Annotated in this window: 25 protein-coding genes; 12 read left to right on the forward strand and 13 right to left on the reverse strand. The window is 40.8% G+C overall.

Annotation, left to right across the window (positions count from 1 at the left end; translation table 11 throughout):
* Nucleotides 1-11: 11 nt before the first annotated feature.
* The 6 genes from K217_RS0103030 to K217_RS0103055 form a co-directional block, all read right to left on the reverse strand.
* On the reverse strand, nucleotides 12-191 hold the full coding sequence (locus K217_RS0103030) for an AbrB/MazE/SpoVT family DNA-binding domain-containing protein (protein WP_029551657.1): 180 nt from the start codon (nucleotides 189-191) through the stop codon (nucleotides 12-14).
* Nucleotides 192-268: 77 nt separating this feature from the next.
* Nucleotides 269-604: a hypothetical protein gene (locus K217_RS0103035; RefSeq protein WP_029551658.1), complete on the reverse strand. Its 336-nt coding sequence runs from the start codon at nucleotides 602-604 to the stop codon at nucleotides 269-271.
* The gene (gene ispG / locus K217_RS0103040; protein ID WP_029551659.1) at nucleotides 582-1,652 is read right to left on the reverse strand and encodes a flavodoxin-dependent (E)-4-hydroxy-3-methylbut-2-enyl-diphosphate synthase; all 1,071 of its coding nucleotides are present in this window, start codon (nucleotides 1,650-1,652) and stop codon (nucleotides 582-584) included. Before ispG ends, K217_RS0103035 begins: the two co-directional genes overlap by 23 nt.
* Nucleotides 1,653-1,661: 9 nt before the next feature.
* Nucleotides 1,662-2,858, reverse strand: coding sequence for a phosphoglycerate kinase (locus K217_RS0103045; RefSeq protein WP_029551660.1), 1,197 nt, complete (start codon nucleotides 2,856-2,858; stop codon nucleotides 1,662-1,664).
* A gap of 12 nt (nucleotides 2,859-2,870) precedes the next feature.
* Complete coding sequence (locus tag K217_RS0103050) at nucleotides 2,871-3,203, reverse strand: hypothetical protein (protein ID WP_029551661.1); 333 nt, start codon at nucleotides 3,201-3,203, stop codon at nucleotides 2,871-2,873.
* Between the two features lie 107 nt (nucleotides 3,204-3,310).
* On the reverse strand, nucleotides 3,311-3,868 hold the full coding sequence (locus K217_RS0103055) for a flavodoxin family protein (RefSeq protein ID WP_029551662.1): 558 nt from the start codon (nucleotides 3,866-3,868) through the stop codon (nucleotides 3,311-3,313).
* 43 nt (nucleotides 3,869-3,911) lie between these two features.
* Here K217_RS0103055 and K217_RS0103060 point away from each other — a divergent pair, with 43 nt between their 5' ends.
* Nucleotides 3,912-4,853, forward strand: a complete 942-nt coding sequence (locus K217_RS0103060; RefSeq protein WP_029551663.1) for a UDP-glucuronic acid decarboxylase family protein — start codon at nucleotides 3,912-3,914, stop codon at nucleotides 4,851-4,853.
* A gap of 6 nt (nucleotides 4,854-4,859) precedes the next feature.
* Nucleotides 4,860-5,063, forward strand: a complete 204-nt coding sequence (gene tatA, locus K217_RS0103065; protein ID WP_029551664.1) for a twin-arginine translocase TatA/TatE family subunit — start codon at nucleotides 4,860-4,862, stop codon at nucleotides 5,061-5,063.
* Here the strand turns inward: tatA and nusB are convergent.
* From nusB to panC, 3 genes are read right to left on the reverse strand one after another with little or no spacing between them, the layout of a single operon-like run.
* On the reverse strand, nucleotides 5,060-5,491 hold the full coding sequence (gene nusB, locus K217_RS0103070) for a transcription antitermination factor NusB (protein WP_029551665.1): 432 nt from the start codon (nucleotides 5,489-5,491) through the stop codon (nucleotides 5,060-5,062). The genes tatA and nusB overlap by 4 nt on opposite strands.
* Nucleotides 5,488-5,952, reverse strand: coding sequence for a 6,7-dimethyl-8-ribityllumazine synthase (gene ribH, locus K217_RS0103075; protein ID WP_029551666.1), 465 nt, complete (start codon nucleotides 5,950-5,952; stop codon nucleotides 5,488-5,490). Before ribH ends, nusB begins: the two co-directional genes overlap by 4 nt.
* Nucleotides 5,939-6,802, reverse strand: a complete 864-nt coding sequence (panC, locus tag K217_RS0103080; protein ID WP_029551667.1) for a pantoate--beta-alanine ligase — start codon at nucleotides 6,800-6,802, stop codon at nucleotides 5,939-5,941. The genes ribH and panC overlap by 14 nt, the downstream gene beginning before the upstream one ends.
* A 102-nt stretch (nucleotides 6,803-6,904) precedes the next feature.
* Between panC and K217_RS0103085 the strand changes: the two genes are divergently transcribed.
* The 4 genes from K217_RS0103085 to K217_RS0103100 are packed head-to-tail and all read left to right on the forward strand — an operon-like array spanning nucleotide 6,905 to nucleotide 9,963.
* The gene (locus tag K217_RS0103085; RefSeq protein WP_029551668.1) at nucleotides 6,905-7,120 is read left to right on the forward strand and encodes a hypothetical protein; all 216 of its coding nucleotides are present in this window, start codon (nucleotides 6,905-6,907) and stop codon (nucleotides 7,118-7,120) included.
* An 11-nt stretch (nucleotides 7,121-7,131) separates the two neighbouring features.
* Complete coding sequence (gene hisS / locus K217_RS0103090) at nucleotides 7,132-8,355, forward strand: histidine--tRNA ligase (RefSeq protein ID WP_029551669.1); 1,224 nt, start codon at nucleotides 7,132-7,134, stop codon at nucleotides 8,353-8,355.
* A complete protein-coding gene (locus K217_RS0103095; RefSeq protein WP_029551670.1) occupies nucleotides 8,345-8,905 on the forward strand; it encodes a hypothetical protein in 561 nt (186 codons plus the stop codon). Before hisS ends, K217_RS0103095 begins: the two co-directional genes overlap by 11 nt.
* A complete protein-coding gene (locus tag K217_RS0103100) occupies nucleotides 8,902-9,963 on the forward strand; it encodes a geranylgeranyl reductase family protein (RefSeq protein ID WP_029551671.1) in 1,062 nt (353 codons plus the stop codon). The genes K217_RS0103095 and K217_RS0103100 overlap by 4 nt, the downstream gene beginning before the upstream one ends.
* Here K217_RS0103100 and ygfZ read toward each other — a convergent pair.
* Together ygfZ and cimA are read right to left on the reverse strand one after the other, a co-directional pair.
* Nucleotides 9,943-10,851 carry a CAF17-like 4Fe-4S cluster assembly/insertion protein YgfZ gene (gene ygfZ / locus K217_RS0103105; RefSeq protein WP_029551672.1) on the reverse strand — a complete coding sequence of 303 codons (909 nt, stop codon included), beginning with the start codon at nucleotides 10,849-10,851 and terminating at the stop codon, nucleotides 9,943-9,945. The two genes, K217_RS0103100 and ygfZ, sit on opposite strands and share 21 nt — an antisense overlap.
* Entirely contained in the window at nucleotides 10,848-12,431 is a 1,584-nt protein-coding gene (gene cimA / locus K217_RS0103110) for a citramalate synthase (RefSeq protein ID WP_029551673.1), read from the reverse strand. The genes ygfZ and cimA overlap by 4 nt, the downstream gene beginning before the upstream one ends.
* Nucleotides 12,432-12,490: 59 nt before the next feature.
* On the opposite strand from cimA, the gene K217_RS0103115 reads away from it, so the two are divergent.
* The 3 genes from K217_RS0103115 to K217_RS0103125 are packed head-to-tail and all read left to right on the forward strand — an operon-like array spanning nucleotide 12,491 to nucleotide 14,685.
* Nucleotides 12,491-14,038, forward strand: coding sequence for an MlaD family protein (locus K217_RS0103115; RefSeq protein ID WP_029551674.1), 1,548 nt, complete (start codon nucleotides 12,491-12,493; stop codon nucleotides 14,036-14,038).
* 12 nt (nucleotides 14,039-14,050) lie between these two features.
* A complete protein-coding gene (locus K217_RS0103120; protein WP_029551675.1) occupies nucleotides 14,051-14,461 on the forward strand; it encodes a hypothetical protein in 411 nt (136 codons plus the stop codon).
* On the forward strand, nucleotides 14,458-14,685 hold the full coding sequence (locus K217_RS0103125) for a DUF465 domain-containing protein (protein WP_029551676.1): 228 nt from the start codon (nucleotides 14,458-14,460) through the stop codon (nucleotides 14,683-14,685). The genes K217_RS0103120 and K217_RS0103125 overlap by 4 nt, the downstream gene beginning before the upstream one ends.
* Here K217_RS0103125 and K217_RS0103130 read toward each other — a convergent pair.
* Both K217_RS0103130 and K217_RS0103135 read right to left on the reverse strand, forming a co-directional pair.
* Nucleotides 14,682-15,410 carry an SDR family oxidoreductase gene (locus K217_RS0103130; protein WP_029551677.1) on the reverse strand — a complete coding sequence of 243 codons (729 nt, stop codon included), beginning with the start codon at nucleotides 15,408-15,410 and terminating at the stop codon, nucleotides 14,682-14,684. The two genes, K217_RS0103125 and K217_RS0103130, sit on opposite strands and share 4 nt — an antisense overlap.
* An 11-nt stretch (nucleotides 15,411-15,421) precedes the next feature.
* Nucleotides 15,422-15,634: a YgaP family membrane protein gene (locus K217_RS0103135; protein WP_038028086.1), complete on the reverse strand. Its 213-nt coding sequence runs from the start codon at nucleotides 15,632-15,634 to the stop codon at nucleotides 15,422-15,424.
* A gap of 113 nt (nucleotides 15,635-15,747) precedes the next feature.
* Here K217_RS0103135 and K217_RS0103140 point away from each other — a divergent pair, with 113 nt between their 5' ends.
* The 3 genes from K217_RS0103140 to K217_RS0103150 are packed head-to-tail and all read left to right on the forward strand — an operon-like array spanning nucleotide 15,748 to nucleotide 19,767.
* Complete coding sequence (locus K217_RS0103140; protein WP_029551679.1) at nucleotides 15,748-16,506, forward strand: polysaccharide deacetylase family protein; 759 nt, start codon at nucleotides 15,748-15,750, stop codon at nucleotides 16,504-16,506.
* Nucleotides 16,421-18,649, forward strand: coding sequence for a glycosyltransferase (locus K217_RS0103145; RefSeq protein WP_029551680.1), 2,229 nt, complete (start codon nucleotides 16,421-16,423; stop codon nucleotides 18,647-18,649). Before K217_RS0103140 ends, K217_RS0103145 begins: the two co-directional genes overlap by 86 nt.
* On the forward strand, nucleotides 18,646-19,767 hold the full coding sequence (locus tag K217_RS0103150) for a glycosyltransferase (protein WP_029551681.1): 1,122 nt from the start codon (nucleotides 18,646-18,648) through the stop codon (nucleotides 19,765-19,767). Before K217_RS0103145 ends, K217_RS0103150 begins: the two co-directional genes overlap by 4 nt.
* The last annotated feature ends 1 nt before the right edge of the window (nucleotide 19,768 follow it).

Genomic DNA, 19,768 nt, shown 5'->3' on the forward strand with positions numbered 1-19,768 from the left:
TTTTGGAGTATTTAGGCAAAGCTCCTTTCAACATAGCTTGCATTTTCAATGCTTCCCCTTATGGCGTATATCCCTACTTCGTTCTCTAAGATGATCCGATTGTTTTTAACCTGCACCTTTACTATGTTTCCCTCTTTCGGGTTTAGTTTCTTTCTTATGTCGCTCGGCAGAGCTATCAGTCCCCTTGCCATTACATTTATTATTTCCTCCATAAGTTTGAATATATGGAGTGGTTTGACAATGTCAAGCAATTTACGATTAAACTACATCAAACTTCTGGAGAACATCTATTTACGTTGCCAAAGCATTGAGGACAAAGGTCAAAGAAGACCAAAACACCAAGTCCTCCAAGCATCATATTTACCTGAGTTATAACCAAATTTTCCTGTCTTTCTGGTAATATTTGATACTTTTCAAGCTTTAGCCCACAGGCGGTCATACCTTCCTCTTGACCAAGCTTGTGAAATTGAAAGACAAGTCTTCTTGTTCTTCTGCACTTCATCCACTTCGGATTTAGATCAAGCATTACAAAATTTATCTGAACGTTTTTGTCTATCAGCTGAGCCCTTTCTAAAAGCCTCTCATACTTCTCTTTTTCTTTCATAGCTTAAAACCTCCTCCAATAGAGCTTTTGCCATATTTTCTTCGCTTACTTTCTTTATAGGTTTTCCGTCTTTGAATAGCCAAGCAAAACCCTTCCCACACGCAAGCCCAAGATCTGCCTCTTTTGCCTCCCCTATGGCATTGACCACACACCCCATTATGGCAATCTTCAGAGGTTTATCCAAGCCCTTTAATTTTTCCTCCACTTCCTTAACTACCTTAGGCAAATCTACCTCTATTCTACCGCAGGTGGGGCAGGCTATGATTTCTATACCCCTCCTTCTTAGCCCCAGAGATTGAAGTATGGCATAAGCGGTTTCTACTTCCACTTCTGGGTCATCCGTCAAAGAAACCCTTATCGTATCTCCTATACCTTTGTAAAGCAGTATGCCTATGCCTACAGAGGACTTTACTATGCCCTTTAAGCCCATGCCCGCCTCTGTTATTCCTATGTGCAGTGGTATGTCTGTTTTCTCTGCAAAGAGTTCGTTGGCTTTTATGTTTTCCAAAACATCCGAACCTTTTATAGATACCTTGAAGTTGTAAAGCCCCCACTTTTCAAACTTTTCGGACCACCTGACCGCACTTTCAAAAAGCGCCTCTGCTTTTGGGTATCCGTATTTGTCCAAAAGGTCTTTTTCAAGGGATCCTGAATTTACCCCTAAGCGAATTGCAACCCCCTTTTTCTTAGCCTCTTCTACTATCTCTTTTACTATCTCCTCTTTGCCGATGTTTCCTGGATTTATTCGTATTCCATGGACACCAGCTTCCATAGACTTAAAGGCATAGGAGGGTGCAAAGTGAATGTCCGCTATAACGGGGATGGGGGAATTTTTGACTATATCAGGTAGCGCTTCTACGTCTTCTTGGTGAGGAACTGCGACCCTTATCAGCTCGCATCCCGCCTGAGCCAATCTTTTTATTTGAGACAGAGTAGCTTCCACATCGTGGGTTTTTGTAGATGTCATAGACTGCACCACTATTGGTGCAGAACCGCCTACTTTCACCCAACCTACGCTGATTTGCCTTGTTTTTCTTCTTTGAATCATACTCTAAAGTTAAGCTTTATCGTCCAGAACTTCAATGCACGGAAGGGTTTTTCCTTCCAAAAGTTCAAGAAAGGCTCCACCACCCGTAGAAACAAAGTCTATGGCGTTATAAACACCTGCCTTATGTATGGCATGGTCCGTATCCCCTCCACCTGCTATTGTTAGGGCGGAGGACTGTGCCAGCATTTTTGCGGTTTCGTAAGTGCCATCTTTGAACCTATCCAACTCAAAAACTCCCATAGGACCGTTCCAGATTATAGTCTGAGCGTCAGAGATTACCTCCTTCAGAAGACTTACAGAAACAGGTCCTATATCCAAGCCCATCCATCCTTCAGGTATTTCCTGCCAAGGGACCACTTTTGTAGGTGTCTGATCTGATATTTCCGTGCCTACCACAAAATCAACCGGTAGGTAAAACTTAACTCCCAATTTTTTTGCTACGTCTATTATGTCCCTTGCAGTTTCCAAAAGCTCATGCTCAACCAAAGAGTTACCCACCGGATAACCCATAGCCTTTATGAAAGTAAATGCCATTGCTCCACCCACAAAAAGCTTATCCACTCTTCTAAGCAAGTTCTTCAGAATACCAAGCTTAGAAGACACCTTTGCGCCACCTATGATGGCAACTACTGGTCTTTGGGGATTGACCATAGCCCTTTCAAAGTATGTTATTTCCTTTTCCAAAAGAAAGCCCATCACCGCAGGCTTAAGAAACTTAGGAACCAAATAAACCGATGAGTGCTTTCTGTGGCAGGTGCCAAAGGCATCATTTATATAAACCTCTCCATAACTCGCAAGTTCTTTGGCAAATTCCTCATCCTTATTTTCCTCTCCAGGATTAAAGCGTAGGTTTTCAAGAAGTAGCACCTCTCCTTCCTTTAACTCCTGAACCATCTTTTTTACATCTTCCCCTACGCATGCGGGGGCAAGCTTGACCTCTCTGTTGAGATACCGAGAGAGTCTCTTTGCAACAGGAGCAAGGCTAAACTTAGGATCCCTTTTCCCCTTTGGTCTTCCAAGATGGGACATCAGAATTACCTTAGCCTTTGCATCCAAAAGGTATTCAATAGTCGGCAAAGAAGACCTTATACGCGTATCATCTTCTATGTTGCCAAATTCATCTATGGGCACGTTAAAGTCTACCCTAACCAATACTTTCTTACCAAAGACATCTACATCTCTCAGAGTTTTTTTGCCAAAGGGCATTTTTTTAGCCTCCTAAAAATCTATATCAATATCTTCGTCGTCAAACTCTACGTCCTGTCCTGCAGGATAAAACCCTCTTAAATGTAGTGCAAGGGCTTTCAAAATTTCCAAGTAGTGGAGTATATCCTCATAGGCGGTAAGTATAGACTTATACTTTGAAATATCTTCGTAGCTCATCTTTTTGCTTTTCAAGAGCTTCTTCGTTGCAACTCTTGCCATATAAGCTCTGGAAAATTTCTCTTGCCACTCTTTCCAAAAATCCTTTGAGTTGATAGGAGTCTTTACAATATAATACTCTAAGTTGGAAAGCTCCTCAAGAAGCTGAAGATCAAGAGGATTTTTCATAATAAAACCTCCTTCCAAAATATTTTACACTGACTATAAACCCTTGCATAAGTTATTCTTGGTTTGCTTGGGCAAACAAAAATATTTGGAAGAACTTAGAAAAGTGTTCAATCTTTAAACTTTCCCTCAAAGGTTCTTACATAATCCAAAAGCTCCTTTTTGCCGTCAAAGAAGATAGCTACATACTGGGCAAGCCTTTCTCCAAGTCTTCTGCAAGCTTCCTTCTCTTCTTCTGTTCTTGGCTCACCAGCTATAACCGCTCCGTAGTGAAGGGTAAATTTCTTGCCTACATAGTCAGTTACTCCAAAGACTAAAAAGCCAAAGTTCATAAGCACTGTAAGTATAGACATACAGGCAGTTTCATTTCCACCACCCCAACCACCTGAAGAGGAAAAGGCACAGGCAATTTTCCCGTCTATCTCTCCCCAAAGCTCTCCCAAAACATCGTCAAAAAACCTTTTTAGTTTCCAAGAGATGACCCCCATGTTTGTAGGGGAACCAACCGCAAGCCCATCAGCCCAAAGTACATCCTCTTTTGTCGCATCATCTACCTTTTTAACTCTTACCTCCGTTCCTTCCACCCTTTTTGCACCTTCTGCTACTAAAAAAGCCATCTTTTCAGTATTTCCTGTTCTTGAATCGTATAAAACAAGCACTTTGCCCATATCAATTATTTTACACTACACTATGTTTTAATATAATTTCATCGTGCGAGTTTTGATAACCGGTTGCGCTGGCTTTATTGGATCCCATCTGTGCGATAGATTTTTAAAAGAAGGCTTTGAAGTCATCGGAATAGACAACTTTATAACAGGAAGTCCGGACAACATAGCCCATCTTATCGGACATCCAAAATTCAAGTTTATCCATTATAACGTGGTAAATTACCTATACATAGATGGACCTTTGGATTTGATACTACACTTTGCCTGTCCTGCTTCACCGGTAGATTACATGAACTATCCAATACATACGATGAAAGTAGATTCCTTAGGAACGCTAAACACCTTAGAACTTGCCAAGCTAAAGTCCGCAAGGTATGTTTTTGCATCCTCTTCCGAAGTTTACGGAGATCCGCAGGTTCATCCCCAAAGGGAAGATTACTGGGGATATGTAAATCCCGTAGGTGTAAGAAGCGTATATTCAGAAGCTAAGAGATTTTCGGAAGCTCTGTGCATGGCTTATTGGAGAGAGCATAAAGTAGATGTCAGAATAGCAAGGATATTTAATACCTACGGCGAGAGGATGAGAATGGATGACGGTAGGGTAATTCCCACTTTTCTCTCTAAAGCTTTAAAGGGTGAGCCTATTCCAATTTATGGAGATGGAAGTCAAACCAGGAGTTTTTGCTTCATAGAAGATTTAGTGGATGGTATTTTTAAGCTTTCTATTACGGACCACTTAAAGGGTCAGGTCATTAACTTAGGCAATCCTGAAGAGATAAGCATATTGGACCTTGCAAAGCTTGTGTTGGAAATAACAAATTCTAACTCACCTATACAGATGCTAAAAGGAAGGGAAGAGGATCCAAAAAGAAGATGTCCTGACATCAGAAAGGCTAAGGAGCTTCTGGGTTGGGAACCTAAGACAAGTTTAAAAGATGGGTTGAAAAAAACTGTAGAATGGTTAAAATCATACCTAAGGAGGTAATATACAATGTTTCACATGCCTAATCTAACTGAGTTGTTGGTAATACTGCTTATAGTGTTCCTTCTATTTGGTGCCTCCAAATTACCCGAAGTGGGAAGGGGCTTAGGCGAAGGTATCAGAAATTTCAAGAAAGCCCTATCTGGTGAAACGGAAGAAGAAAAAAAGATCAAAGAGGTAAAGGGTGAAGAGGTAAATAAGGAGAAGGTTTAAGTATTTTCCGCAGGATTAGAGGGGGTGTTTGATAGATTTAGCTTTGATATAACGCCATTTATGAATTTTGCTGGTGTTTTTCCTGCATACTTGGTGGTTATTTTAAGGTAATCAGAAAGTACAAGTACGGGATATTTTACTTTTATATAAAGCAATTCGGCGAAAATCAACCTAAGGATATTTCTCTCTATGTAGCCCAATCTATCAAAGTCCCAACCTTCAAGATTGTCTGCTATTTGTTTATCAACAGCTTCAGCGTGATTGAAGTAGGTTCTTAAGAGTTTCCTCAAGTATCTTCTCCTTTCTTCGTGTTTTATCTTATTCATAGCTATGTATTCTTCTATAATTTCTTCTATGTTCCCTCCCTTTATGTCCCACTGGTAAAGAACTAAAAAAGCGTCTTCTCTCGCTTTTGTTTTATAAATCATCTTATATCTTTGAAGAGGTTTATCATCTCTATTACCGAGAGCATGGCGTCCCATCCCTTGTTTCCATGCTTTGTTCCAGCCCTTTCTATAGCTTGCTCCAGTGTGTCCGCAGTGATAACACCAAAGGATACAGGTTTTCTGTGCTCCAAACTTAACATAGCCAAACCCTTTGATAGCTCATTGGCTATGTAGTCAAAATGGGGAGTAGCACCTCTTATTAGAACTCCAAGAGCTACTACTCCTTCAACATCTTCCTTGAGCAATAGCTCTTTGACCGCCATGGGAATCTCCCAAGATCCCGGCACTCTGACCAAGGTTAAATCCTCCTCTTTTCCCTCGTGTCTTAAAAAGCAGTCTATTGCACCCTCTATTAACCTTTCCACTATTGCATGGTTAAACCTGCTTGCTACAATCCCGACCTTTACTCCTCTGGCTGTAAGCATACCTTCATACTTCCTCATGGCTTATCCTCCAGTTGTCTATCAGTCTTGTGTTGCCCACGTAAACAGCCACAAGAATTCTATCTCCTTCTTTCACTTCATTAACCGGATTTAAATTCTCATCTGTTATTTCCACGTAATCAATTTTGCTTACATGGGGGTGTTTTAAAAGAAATTCTCTGATTGCCTGCTTTAGCAGAGCAGCCTCCGTGTTTCCACCTTGAAAGAGTTTTTGAGCCAGTAAAAAAGACTTGTATATAGCCAATGCACTTTGTCTTTCTTCTGGACTAAGATAGACGTTTCTTGAACTGCAAGCAAGGCCATCCTCTTCTCTTACCGTAGGCACAGGGATAATCTCTACGGGAATAGATAGATCTTTTACTAATCTTTCCACAACCTTTAGCTGTTGATAGTCTTTTTCTCCAAAGTAAGCTCTGGTAGGCTGAACTATATTGAAGAGTTTTAACACCACAATAGCAACGCCGTTAAAGTGTCCAGGTCTGTAAAGGCCTTCCAGCTTGTCTGTTAAACCTGGAATTTCTATTTTTGTGATTGGAAGTTCTTGATACATCTCCTCGTCGCTTGGAGCAAATACCACATCTACCCCTGCTTCTGCACAAAGCTCAAGGTCCCTGTCCAAATCTCTTGGATACCGATCAAAGTCTTCCCCCGCCCCAAACTGGAGTGGATTTACGTATATACTTACAACTGTAATATCGTTCTGCAGTTTTGAAAGCTTTATAAGCTCCATGTGTCCTTTGTGTAAATAACCCATCGTAGGCACAAAACCCACGGACACGTTGTTACCTTCACACTTTACATCCCTAATAAACCCTCTGATTTCCTTTATTCTTCTGAACAAACGTGGCATTTCTCCTCCACTAAGCTAAATAATTATAGTCTAAACCTTTCAGACAAAAATCATAGTATAAACCGGACTTTTGGCTAAAATCCTTAAGAAAGGAGGTAAGCGATGATTATTTACGAAGAAGCACTCAAAGACAAGGGGATATTTTTCTTTGATAACAAAGAAATCCCTAAGTATATAGAGATCTCGGATAAGGAAATAAAGGTGGTGGGATCTAACAGAGAGATTATCATACCCAAAGATTCTCTAAGAGGTAAGGCTATTCTAAATAGGATTGGTATAGGTAAAGAAAGTGAGCTATCGCAAGAGATTTACTTATAATTTTAGACTGTATGGCAGAATTCATAAGCGTTAGAGGTTTTCACGACATATTCGGAGAGGAGCTTGATAAGTTTAATGCAGTAAGGCGTGCTGTAAGAAGGATTCTTGAACTTCACAACTTTGAAGAAGTCATCCTACCTGTAGTTGAGTATGCAGAAGTGTTTCAGAGAAGCATAGGGGAGGCTACCGATATAGTTCAGAAGGAAATGTTCGTGTTCCCAGATAAGAAAGGAAGGCTTTTGGCACTCAGACCGGAAGGGACCGCAGGTGTTGTTAGAGCCTTTATCCAGCATAGGCTCTTTGCCTTGAAACCTTACACTAAGCTTTTCTACGAAGGTCCTATGTTTAGGTATGAGAGACCCCAAGCGGGCAGATACAGACAGTTCCATCAAATTGGTGCTGAAGTATTTGGAATTTCGGACCCTTTGGCAGATGCGGAGGTAATAAACATATCTTACAAAATCCTGAAGGAGCTAAATATAGACTGTTCTGTGGAAATAAACTCCATAGGATGCAGAGTATGCAGGCCTAATTACAGAAAGGCCCTTGTGGAGTATTTAAACCGCATAGCGGGTGCCTTATGTCAGGATTGTATAGACAGAAAGGACAGGAATCCTCTTCGGGTGCTTGACTGCAAGGTTCCTACCTGTAAAGAGGCGGTAAAGGAAGCTCCCAAGACGTTAAACTTTCTCTGCCAAGACTGTGAAAAACACCACAAAGAGCTTCTTGATTACTTAGAAAGTCTTGGTATTCCTTACGTTGAAAATCCAAACTTAGTAAGAGGGTTGGATTACTACACTAAGACAGTTTTTGAGATCGTATCACAGGAGTTAGGAATAACAGTGATAGCAGGTGGTAGGTATGACTATCTTGTTGAAGAGATGGGTGGAGTGCCTACTCCCGCTGTAGGTTTTGCGGTAGGCGTGGAGCGTCTCAGTATGCTCTTGAAGGAATTACCAAAAAAGCCTCCCCTTTACATTGTTATACCGATAGGAAATACCATAGGCTATGCCCTCAAGGTATGTGAGCTTTTGAGGGAAAGGGGCAAAAGGGTAGAACTCTCTTACAAAAGGAGCAGTGTAAAAAAGCAGTTGGAACTCGCGAACAAGTTGAAGGCAGACTATGCGGTCATCGTCGGCGAGGATGAGATGAAGGAAGAAAGCATATCTATAAAAAACTTACACACCGGAGAACAAAAGAAGTATAGTCTAAAAGGTTTGTTAAGTGAGGTGTGAAAAAGACTTTTCAAATAGTCCTTACTCAGAAATAGTGGAGTTAATACTAAAGCTTAAAGGGGAGGTATTTTTGTCTCCAAGGGAAAGGTGGTTTTTGAAAAGATTGGAAGAAGAGAAGTATCCTTTGGAGGTAATAAAAAAGGGAATAGAAAAATTTTACGCAAACATTCCTCCGGAAAGGAGACAGAAAACTCCCGCATTTTTTGCTTTAAAACATATCCAACAAATAAGGAAAAGAGCTATTCTGAAACAAAGTGTAGAAGATTGGCAAGAAAGGTTTAAAAGAAAGCTGGAAAGATTGAAGCAGTTTATTCAAGTGCCGGAGGTGAATCCAAAAAGCAAAGTAGAGGCGGAAGAGATACTTATGGAACTCGAAAAAAAACTTTACAAACACCTTTGGGATAGTCTGCCGGAAGAAGAAAAAAAGGAAATACTAAAAAAGTATGCACAGTTTAAAAATGACAAAACCACCCTTAGCTTTATGGTAAGGGGAGAGCTGAGGAAAAGGTTTAACCTTGAAGTGTTTTCTTTGTTTGTGGAGGAAAGATGAGGTTTGATGTGGTTGTGGTAGGTGGTGGTCCTGGGGGTGCCATGAGTGCCTACGAGCTTTCAAGAAGTGGGCTAAAGGTTTTGCTTATAGAGAAAAGGGCGCTTCCAAGATTTAAACTGTGCGCAGGATGTCTTTCTGCAAGGGTAGAAAAACTATTGCCTACGGGTTGGGACAGTTTGATAAAACACACCATAAGAATGGGAACTCTTGGTTATAAAGGTGAAGAATCCTTTACTTTTAGCTGTTTTAAACCTTTGGCTTACATAGTGGATAGGTCCGAATTTGACTACTTTTTGGTAAAGAAGGCTTTGGAGGCTGGCGCTGAAGTTTGGGATGGATGTGAGTTTTTGGGATTTAACGAAGGTAAAAGGATGGAAATTTTAACGAGTAGGGGAAAGGTAGAAGCGGAGTTTTTAATAGGAGCAGACGGCTTTTATTCAAAGGTTGCAAAAGCTCTTGGTTATAAAAAGGATAAGTTTTTCAGGTCTTTGGAGTTCTTTTCCGAAACAGGGTTAGATCAGGAGGTGAGAATAGACGTAGGGCTTGTGGAAAGGGGCTATGCTTGGGTTTTCCCAAACAGCGTGGGAATTGCATCCGCTGGCAAGGATGAGCTTTTGGAGATCCTAAAGGTTTATACAAAAAGGCTTGGCTTGAAAGAAAGCTCAAGGATCCATGGCTGGCACATACCCTTTTTGGAAAAAGAAAAGGATTTCCACAGTGGCAGTGGGAGGGTCCTTTTGGTGGGAGATGCATCTAACTGCGTAGATCCACTCCTTGGGGAAGGAATTTACTATGCGCTCTATGGCGCAATCTTAGCGGTAAGGGCAATTATTACTAATCCTTCAAATCCCAATTTGGAATACAAAAGGCTATCCAAACCCATGATAAAGGAGCTAATATATGCGGGAAGGATCGCAAGGATTGCTTACCAATTTCAGAAATGGGCTTACATGTGGGGCAAAAAAGGTGCGCTCAAAGCCTATTACAAACTTCTTACCGGAGAATATACCTACAAAAGCCTATTCTTCAAAGCTTGGCTAAGGCTTTTCCTGAGTTAAGGTTTCAAGCAAAACTGCTCGTCCGTTTTCCGTTGTGTATTCTTTACCCTTCTCCGCCTTGGCAAATAACACATATCCCAAAGCTAAACCCTTTCTGGATACCGATGTGATAATACCTATGTCCTTGTCCCCCTCTACTATCTTTTCTCCTTCCTTTACGTTTTGAACTTGGAATAGGGCTAAAGTCCTTGGTAGTCTTCCCTTGTAGTATATCCTGGCTATGACTTCTTGACCTACATAACAGCCCTTTGTAAGGCTTATGGCGGTTTGTAAAAGACCTGCTTCCAAAGGCGAAAAACCATCTCTCAACTCTTTACCTATCTTTGGTATAGCTCTCTCTATCCTCAAATCCTCAAACTCCTCTTCTGAGATCGTTTCACTTTTTGGCAAAAGTTCCAAAACATCGTCTATTTTGCCAAAGATGTCAAAGCCCTCTTCTCTAATCCTTATGGGATTGTTGGCTACAAAAATACCGTCCTTTTCAAAAAAACTGCCCTCCTGCGGAACTTGTCCAAAGGTTTTTTCTATCCACTCTTTACTGTCTTTTTCAAAGACGAAAAGGTGTCTGTAGCTTTCGGTCAGGTCCTGAAAATAGACCTTCAGAGAAAGCTTTAGTTTTTCAAACTCAGCGATTATTCTGTTGCTTTCTCCTCCCGTGTCCAAAATGTAGCTGTCTTCAAGCTTATACACAAAAAAATCTTCAATGGGAAAGCCATTTTGCTTTAGCCAAAGGTTGTAGGTCAAAGTGTAAGGCTTCATACCTTTTATGTCGTTTGTCAGAAGATTATGAAGAAAGGCGGTGTGCTCTTCCTGAAAACCCTTAGGTAGTGTTTTTCCACTTTTACCAAAAACTCTAATTTTAGACCTTTTGAGAATCAACCACTTCACTGCATTTCCTCCTCATCCTTCATCAGCTTATACACAAGGCTGTCTGTGAGGGCTATCCAGGATGCCTCTATTATGTTCTCTGAAACACCCACCGTTCCCCACTTCCTCTTTCCGTCCGTTGATTCTATCAGCACTCGGACCTTTGCGGATGTTCCCTCAGATTCATTCACAATCCTAACCTTGTAATCTATAAGTTGAACTTCCTTTAAGTTTGGATAAAACTCTTCCAAAGCCTTTCTAAGGGCTCTGTCTAAGGCACTAACTGGTCCGTTTCCCAAAGAGGCGGTGTGCTCTTTTACCCCTTCCACCACTAATCTAACTGTAGCCTCCGATACTGGCAATTCGTCCGTGCTTCTTTTTGCTATTAACACTCTGTATGCGTCAAGATCAAAGTAGTTCCTAACCAAACCAAAGTGTCTTTTACAAAGCAGTTCAAAAGAAGCTTCCGCAGCCTCAAAGTGATAACCCTCTTTCTCTAACTCTTTTATCTTCTCCACAAGCCTTAAAACCTCTGGAGACCTTTCATCTACCTCAATGCCCATTTCTCTCAGCTTATACACTATGTTGCTCTTTCCAGAAAGGTCAGAAACAGTTATCTTTCTTCTGTTTCCTACCAAGGATGGGTCTATGTGTTCGTAAGTTCTGCTTTCTCTTAGCACCGCAGAGGCGTGCACTCCTGCCTTGTGAGCAAAGGCGCTGTCTCCTACATAGGGCATGTTCCTCGGCACTGGCATGTTGGAAATTTCTGCGACAAAGTGAGCCAACTCGGTAAGCTTTCTGAGGTTTTCCTCTGGCACCACAGAAAAGCCAAGCTTTAACTGTAGGTTTGCAATTACGGAGCAAAGGTTTGCGTTTCCAGTCCTTTCCCCTATGCCGTTTATAGTGCCGTGCACCTGTCTGGCTCCAGCCAAAACTGCCATTATAGAGTTTGCCACCGCACAGTCCGAATCGTTATGCACGTGAATGCCAATCTTTGCCTCTGGAAAGGCTTCCCTAACCTTCTTTGTTATTTCGTATATCTCATGGGGCAAGCATCCACCGTTTGTGTCACACAGCACGATCCAATCTGCACCCCCCTGAAGGGCATGCCTAAGGACTTCTAAAGCATACTCTGGATTTCTTTTGTATCCGTCAAAGAAGTGTTCTGCGTCAAAAATCACCTCTGGCACATACCTTTTAAGATATTCCACCGTTTGGGCTATCATATCAAGGTTTTCTTCCAAGCTAGTTCTTAAAGCTTCCAAAACGTGAAAATCCCAACTCTTGCCAAAGATAGTAATAGTTTGAGCGGAAGACTTTATTAGATTTTCCACCTGCGGATCCTCTTCTACTTTTTTACCCGGCCTTCTGGTAGCACCAAAAGCTACAATCTTTGACCCGTTTAACTTCATCTTTTTGAGCTTTTCAAAAAGGAGCGTATCCTTAGGGTTTGATCCAGGCCAGCCACATTCTATGTAATCAATGCCAAATTCGTCCAACTTGGCAATTATCCTCAGTTTATCTTCTATGGAAAAATTCACTCCTTCCGCTTGGGAACCATCTCTCAAAGTTGTATCGTAAGCATAAACCTTTTCGCTCATAGTTATGAAAAGTTTAAGCAAAGAATTCGCAAAAAGCAATTATTATTTATACTATACTTATGAGGTTATCCGTAGAAGCCAAGCTTGGTGCCTTCGTATTAGCTGTAGCTTTGGCTTTTGGCTTTCTAATAGTAACCTTTGGAGATATTCCTTTTTTTAGACCACCTACCAAAGAGTATGTGGTTTATTTCAAAGATGTGGCTGGACTGTCTGTTGGTGCGGAAGTTAGAGTGGCGGGCATAAAGAGTGGTAAGGTTAAAAGTATCAGCTTGGAAGGTGAAAGGGTCAAGGTAGTCTTTGAAGTAGATAAAGACATTGTGCTTTACAAAGATGCCTCTGCCAAGATTGGCACCCTTGGACTTATGGGCGATAAATACCTTTCTGTGTATCCTGGCAGTTCTCAGGCAGGTATTTTAGAGGAAGGTGGAGTTATAAGTCAAACCTTAGGTTATGCAGATACGGATAAATTGATAAAAGATCTGGCAGATGCATCGGAAGCGGTAAAATCTCTTGCCCAAAACTTTCAACTTATCTTGGCAGAAAACAGAGAAAATATTAGGCAGGTAATAGAAAATTTAGAGATACTAACCTTCAACCTTAATAGGATTGCGGAAGAAAACAGAGATAATCTTAGGGTTGCCATACACTCAATCAGGATCCTTGCTGACAACCTCAGCAAAACACTACCTCAAACCATAGAAAACATAGATAGACTCGTGGTTACCTTAGAAGGTATTGCTTCCGAAAATAGGCAGGACATAAAGGAAATAATAGAAAACCTAAGAGAAGTTTCGGAAAATACAAAGGCTACTCTCCCCGAGTTGGTGAGAAATCTAAACGAGCTTTCAAAAAATCTTAACTTAGTAGTTACCGAAAACAGAGAAGATTTGCGGTCCCTATCTAAAAACCTTGCACAAGCATCTCATAATCTAAATCTTATTCTTTCCAGAATTGAGAGTGGAGAAGGCACTATTGGAAAGCTGGTCAAGGATGAGGAACTATACAAAAACTTAGCATCCGCCACAAGAACTTTTTCGCAGGCAGGGGAAGTAGCCAAAAGGACAAAACTCTATATAGGTTTTAGAGGAGAGATTTACAAAGATAACGACGGCAAAGGAATACTGACACTAAAAGTACAACCAGATAATGAAAAATACTACTTAGCAGAGATAGTTGGGGATTCAAGGGGTAAGGTTACGTACGAAGAAACGAACAATGCGGGCACCGTAATAAAAAAAGAATTTACCCCCCAATTTACCCTGCAGTACGCAAGGATATTTCCTCTTTTTGGCAAAGAGGCAGTATTTAGGGCTGGTTTGAAGGAATCTGAAGGTGGAGTGGGTTTTGATTTGGTTTGGAACGAAAAGATTATGCTGTTTTCCGATCTTTGGGATTTTGGAAGAAAGGAGAGGATAGACAATAAAAAACTAAAACCAAACCTTCAGGTTGGATTACAATATAACGTGAAAGGTCCGGTGTATATAAGGGTAGGTGGAGATGAGCTTCTTAACAAAAAACTGAGGGGCGGAATGGCAGGAGTAGGAGTTTTATTTAGGGATGACGACCTGAAGTATATCTTAGGCACACTAAGGCTACCGCTTCCTTAATCTTACTTAACCATGAAGGAGCTTTTTTACGAAAGAGTAAAACAATTCTTTGGAGCTACTGTAGGCCTAATAACTCTCCTGTTTTTCGCATGTTTGCCCCTATATCCTTACTTTAAACTACCCCTTCACATAAACTTGGTCTTAGGCGGTATGCTTATAACTCTAACCTTAGGTATCTTTTCTCTCATTTTGGTATTAACCTTAAGAAAAAAACTTTTCCCCATATACACCAAAGAGGAAACACAGTGGGTTCAAAAAGCCATACGTAGATACTTTTGGCTATACTTCTTAGCCTCCCTTCCCTTTTTCTTTAGTTTTATAGTTTACATTATCTTTGCTCCACTTTCTGTCCTAATTTTTGGCTATGTTCTATCCATTTTTGGTTTAATATTATTGAAGCCAAGGAAGGAGGATCTGATATGACAAGAGAGGAGATAATACAAAAACTCCTTCAGGAGGACAAAGAGTTTAGGTATCATTACGAAAAACACGAGGAGCTTGACAAACAGATAGATAAGTTGGAAAAACACCATCCGATGACTCACGACTTGGAGATGGAAATAGAAAGACTAAAAAAAGAGAGACTATACCACAAAGACATGATTGAGTTAAAGATCCAGCAGTTTTTAAACAGCCAAAAAGCTTAACTGCACTCGCCCGATATGTGCCTTCCGCTATCCAAGTTAATTATCTCTCCGGTCATGCTCTCCACACTAAGAAGGAACTTGGTTAGCTCCACTACATCCCTTATGGAGACTTCCCTCTTTAACGGCGTCTTGTCTATGTAGCTATTCCATTTTTCTTGGGAAAAATCGGGGGGCTTTAGGGTTGGGCCTAAGGCTATGGCATTTACCAATATGTAAGGGGCAAACTCTTTTGCAAGAACTTTTACTGAAGTGTGTAAAGCGCCTTTTGAGATAAAGTAAGCGCTGTAGTTTTTGTAGGGTGTGGTGTTTGTTGCCCAATCTCCAAAGGCTATTATTCTTCCCTTTATGGATTGCTCGTTTTTGAGCATGTAAGAAGCACATTCTTTGGATATGAACAAAAAAGCCTCCGCTATGGGTAGAAAATGTTTTTTCACATCTTCTTCAGTTAAGCTCTCAAGTGGTGTGGGAAAGTAAGGACTTGCAAGATGAATAAAGGCATCTATCCTTCCAAAAACATCAAAAGTTTTTTGAACTATAGCTTTATAAGAATTTCTTTCGGAAAGGTCGGCTTTTATTCCCAAAACTTCCCCGTACTTTTTTAATTTCTCTACTTCCTTTTCTGAAGAAAGATAAACCACTGCCAAAGACCAGCCATCCTCTAAAAGCTCTTTGGCTATGTGAAAACCTATGCGCCTTACTCCAGTTATTATTCCAACTTTTCTCACAAAAGACTATTTTAGCAACTACACTCCTTTATTCCCAGTTTTCTATATATGCTAACCACAGGACACCAATTGGTAAAGGCCGATTGAATCTGATTGACAGCCATAAATGCTATAAAAGCCTTCCAGAACCAATGTATGTCCGAACCAACTATAGCTACAAGCCAGACAAATAAAAGAACAACTCCAGAAGTAAGCCTTAAAGCTCTGTCCATAGTCAGTGTCATCTTCTACCTCCTTTAGTTTATTAGTATATTCTAATAATCTAATACATAACCATAACTTTTTCAATCCACCTTAACAGTTTCTTAACCTTGCAAACATATTATTAAGCTACAAGATGAGATATGCGATAGTAGAGCTACACGATGTTTCTCCATTCTACAAAGAGGAAGTTTATAACGCAATAGAGTTTTTGGAAAAGCTTGGTATTGAAAAATTTTCACTTCTTCTTATCCCCAACTTCAGAGGAGAGTATGCCATAAACAGGTATGTCCCTTTCCTGAGCTTTATTGAGAAAACCAAACAGGAGATAATAATGCACGGCTATACGCATACGGGCAAGAAAAGAATACAGTATTTTCTTTACACTTACGGAGAAGGCGAGTTTGGGGAGGGGGACTTAGAAGAAACCTATCGGAAATTAGAAAAAGCTGTGGAGATATTCCAAGCTATGCAATTGGATACGAAGGTATTTGTGCCACCGGCTTGGATAGGAAGCCCTTGGCTTGATGACTTGCTGTATTCCTTTGGCTTTTTAGGGGTAGGCTACAGAGGAAAAATAAGGAATTTACAGAGTGGGGAAGATATAAAATCTCCCGTATTGACCTTCAGCAACAGGCATGGACTCTCTTACATCAGCATAAAAACTGTGCCCATACTCTTTAAGCTCTTTGATAGGTATCCTGTCCTAAGACTTGCGTTGCACACCGCCGATTTTAGAGACAGAAGAAAAATAGCCCTATGGAGGCTAATACTAACCAAAACTAAAAAAGAAAGGAGGTTAATAAGCTATGGGGAACTACTTAGCAAAAGCAGATCTTCATCTTCATTCCAAGGCGTCCAACCTACCGGGAGGTTGGTTCAGTCAGTTAATTAATTGTCCTGAAAGCTTTACAGAACCTCAAGAAATATACAAAAGGCTCAAAGAAAGGGGAATGACCTACATTACTATAACAGACCACAACACCATAGACGGTGTTTTGGAAATAGCCCACCTTCCGGAAGTGTTCGTAAGCTGTGAATACACCGTTTCGTTCCCAGAGGAAAAGGCAAAAATCCATGTGCTTGTTTATGGAATAGATGAGAAGATACATCAAGATCTAATGAAGCTTAGAGAAAACGTCTATGAGTTTGTAAAATACCTTAAACAAAAGGACATAGCTCATTCCTTAGCCCATCCTCTTTATCCAGTTCAGGATACCAAAATAACAAAAAGCTTGGTAGAAAAGTTCGTTCTTCTGTTTGACAATTGGGAAATAATCAACGGCACAAGAGGGGAAGGTTTAAAAGTTGTTGAAGAAAAGCTTGCCAGTCTTTACGACGGGTGGGAAAAAATAAGGGAGCTGGAAGAGAAGTATAACATTCAGTCTCTGAGAAGCAGAGAACATATAACTTTTACTGCTGGTTCCGATGACCACGGTGGTTTGGATTTAGGTAGAACTTGGACAGAAGCAAACGCAAGCTCAAAGGAAGAGTTCTTAAAAGCTATAAAGGAAGGCCGTACTTCCGTAGGAACGCAGGAGCTGGGATACGAAAGGGTGCTAAATATGGTTGGTAGAGTTGCTTACGACTACTTAAGCAGGCACAGTATAATACCCAAGCATGTGAAACCGCTCCTTGATTTTGTCTTTATGCATTCAGACAACCTTTTCAGCGAGCTTTTTGTTAGAAACCTCTTTGGAACCGATGCCCCCAGACATTACATATTCAAAGAGATAATAAACAAACTACCTTTCATGAGTTTAGAAAGGCTCATAAAAGAGTTTTCTCCCGCCCACCTTGGTGAGACTATTCTATCTTTTATACTGCACTTCCTTCCTCTGGTTATACTCAGCCTGCAAAAGAAGGAAGAGGACAACGCAAAAAGGATAGCTATGAGTTTTGGACTCAACAACGAAAAATCTGTGAGATTAGCATACGTAACCGACACATACTTTGACATCAACGGAGTAGCCAGAAGCTCAAAGATCGTAAGATCATTGGCGAATACATACAACCTTCCCGTGGATGTTATAGCGGTGGGCAACAGGCAAGGCAAAGAAGATAAGCTGGTGCTATTGACACCTATGTTAGAGTTTTCCACGCCCTTCTATGAGGAGTTTAAGTTGAGAGTGCCCTCCCTTGTGGAGCTTTTGGATGTGCTAAAAAGATACAGTCATGTTCATGTAGCTACTCCCGGACCCTTAGGTATTATGTCCATTCTTGTAGCCAAGCTTCTTAACCTACCTCTGACCTTTGCCTTCCACACAGATGTGCCCTCTTATGCTTACAAATATACCAACAGTGCAGAGCTCAGAGATTGGCTTTACAGAGCCATTACTCTCATCTGCCATCTGGCTGATAAGGTTTTTGTTCCTTCGGAAACTTATCTAAGAGTATTAGCAGAGAAGGGGGTTGCGCTGGATAAGATAAGGGTATTCAAAAGGGGCGTGGATACGGAGCTTTTCAGCCCTTCCCACAGAGAGGAAGACTTCTTCCAAAAGAACTTTGGCATCCCAAAGAAAGGTAACGTGGTGTTATATGTAGGTAGGGTTTCAAAGGAGAAAAACTTGGACACGTTCCTTTACTGTGCAAAAGTATTTCCGGAGGATACCTTCATAGTGGTTGGAGATGGTCCATACAGGAAGGAGTTGGAGGAGCGCAAACCAAGGAATACTTATTTTGTAGGTTATCTTACAGGACTGCCTTTGGCAAAGGCATATGCAAGCGCAGATGTGTTTCTTTTCCCCTCAGAGACAGAAACTTATGGACAGGTTGTTTTAGAAGCTATGGCTTCTGGCTTGCCGGTGATAGTCAGCTCAAAGGGAGCATCCCACGAGCATGTGCAGGAGGGTATAAACGGTTTTATAGCAAACTCACCGGAGGATTTTGCAGAAAAGCTAAACAGAATCTTGAGCAATCCATACCTGAGAGAGTTTATGAGTAAAGAAGCCCTTTCTTACGCCAGGTCAATGGACCTAAAAGAGTCTTATCTGAACTACATTGATAGCATAATGTCCCTTTCCAAAGTAAGAGCATGAAAATAATGGATATAACTCCCTATTATCACAGTTATAGTGGAGGCATAAGGACATACATAGACAAAAAGGTAGAGTGGGTCTTTGAAATGGAATGGGAACAAGTGGTAGTCGTACCGGGCAAAGTCTATAAAAAGTATCAAGTGAAAAGAACAACTTTTTATGAGCTTCCCTCTTTTCCTCTAATTGGTGGATACAGGTTTTTTAAAAGTTTGGAAGATATAAAAGAGGTGATAAGACTTGAAAAGCCAGACCTTTTGGAGTTTTCCGGAACCTACCTTCCCATACCATTTTTTAAGAAAGAGGGAGTGCCCATAAGCGTGTTTTATCATTCAGACGCAAAGAGAGAGCTTTCCCTTTTTCCGGTTCCGAAAAAGCTATTGGAGGGTCTCTTTAAATTAGTTGTGGATAAATGTCTAAGAGCTGTAGAGTTTATACTTGTGCCCTCTTTAAAATACAAGAGAGAACTGGAAAGTCTGGGTTTAGAAAATGTCCACTATGTGCCCTTAGGTGTGGATACTCAGACCTTCCACCCGAGCAAAAGGGATGATCAGTTTAGACACTCACTTGGCATTCAAGATAATAAGCTTTTGCTTCTCTATGTAGGAAGGCTTAGTCCAGAAAAAGGCACAAACACACTTATAAAATTGCTGAAAGGTTTGGACCCATCCATGTTTCACATGCTGATAGTAGGTAAAGGTCCTTTAGAATTCCTTGTGAGAGCACATCAGAGAAAGCTTTCAAATCTGACCTACATGCCTTACATAAATTCCAAAGAGCAGTTGGCTAAGGTCTATGCAAGCGGAGATATATTCGTAAGCGCAAGCATGTTTGAAACCTTTGGTTTAGCCTTTTTAGAAGCTCAGTCCAGTGGATTACCCGTCTGCGCCTTTGACTTAGACTTGGAGACCCAAATACTGAAAGACATACTGGCACCTAAGGAAGACGTAGAAACCTTAACAGAAAGTATTTACAAAGCATCAGAGCTTATAAGGCATGATAACTACCTTAGGGATTATTTGCACAAAAAGGTTAAAGAAAACTTTAGTTGGGAATTGACCTTTAAATCCCTTTTAAAAGCATACGAAAGTAAAGGTTTAATAATAAGCGTTGGGAGGTAAA

Origin of the sequence: Thermocrinis jamiesonii, from assembly GCF_000702425.1 — a bacterium.
Lineage (GTDB): Bacteria > Aquificota > Aquificia > Aquificales > Aquificaceae > Thermocrinis > Thermocrinis jamiesonii.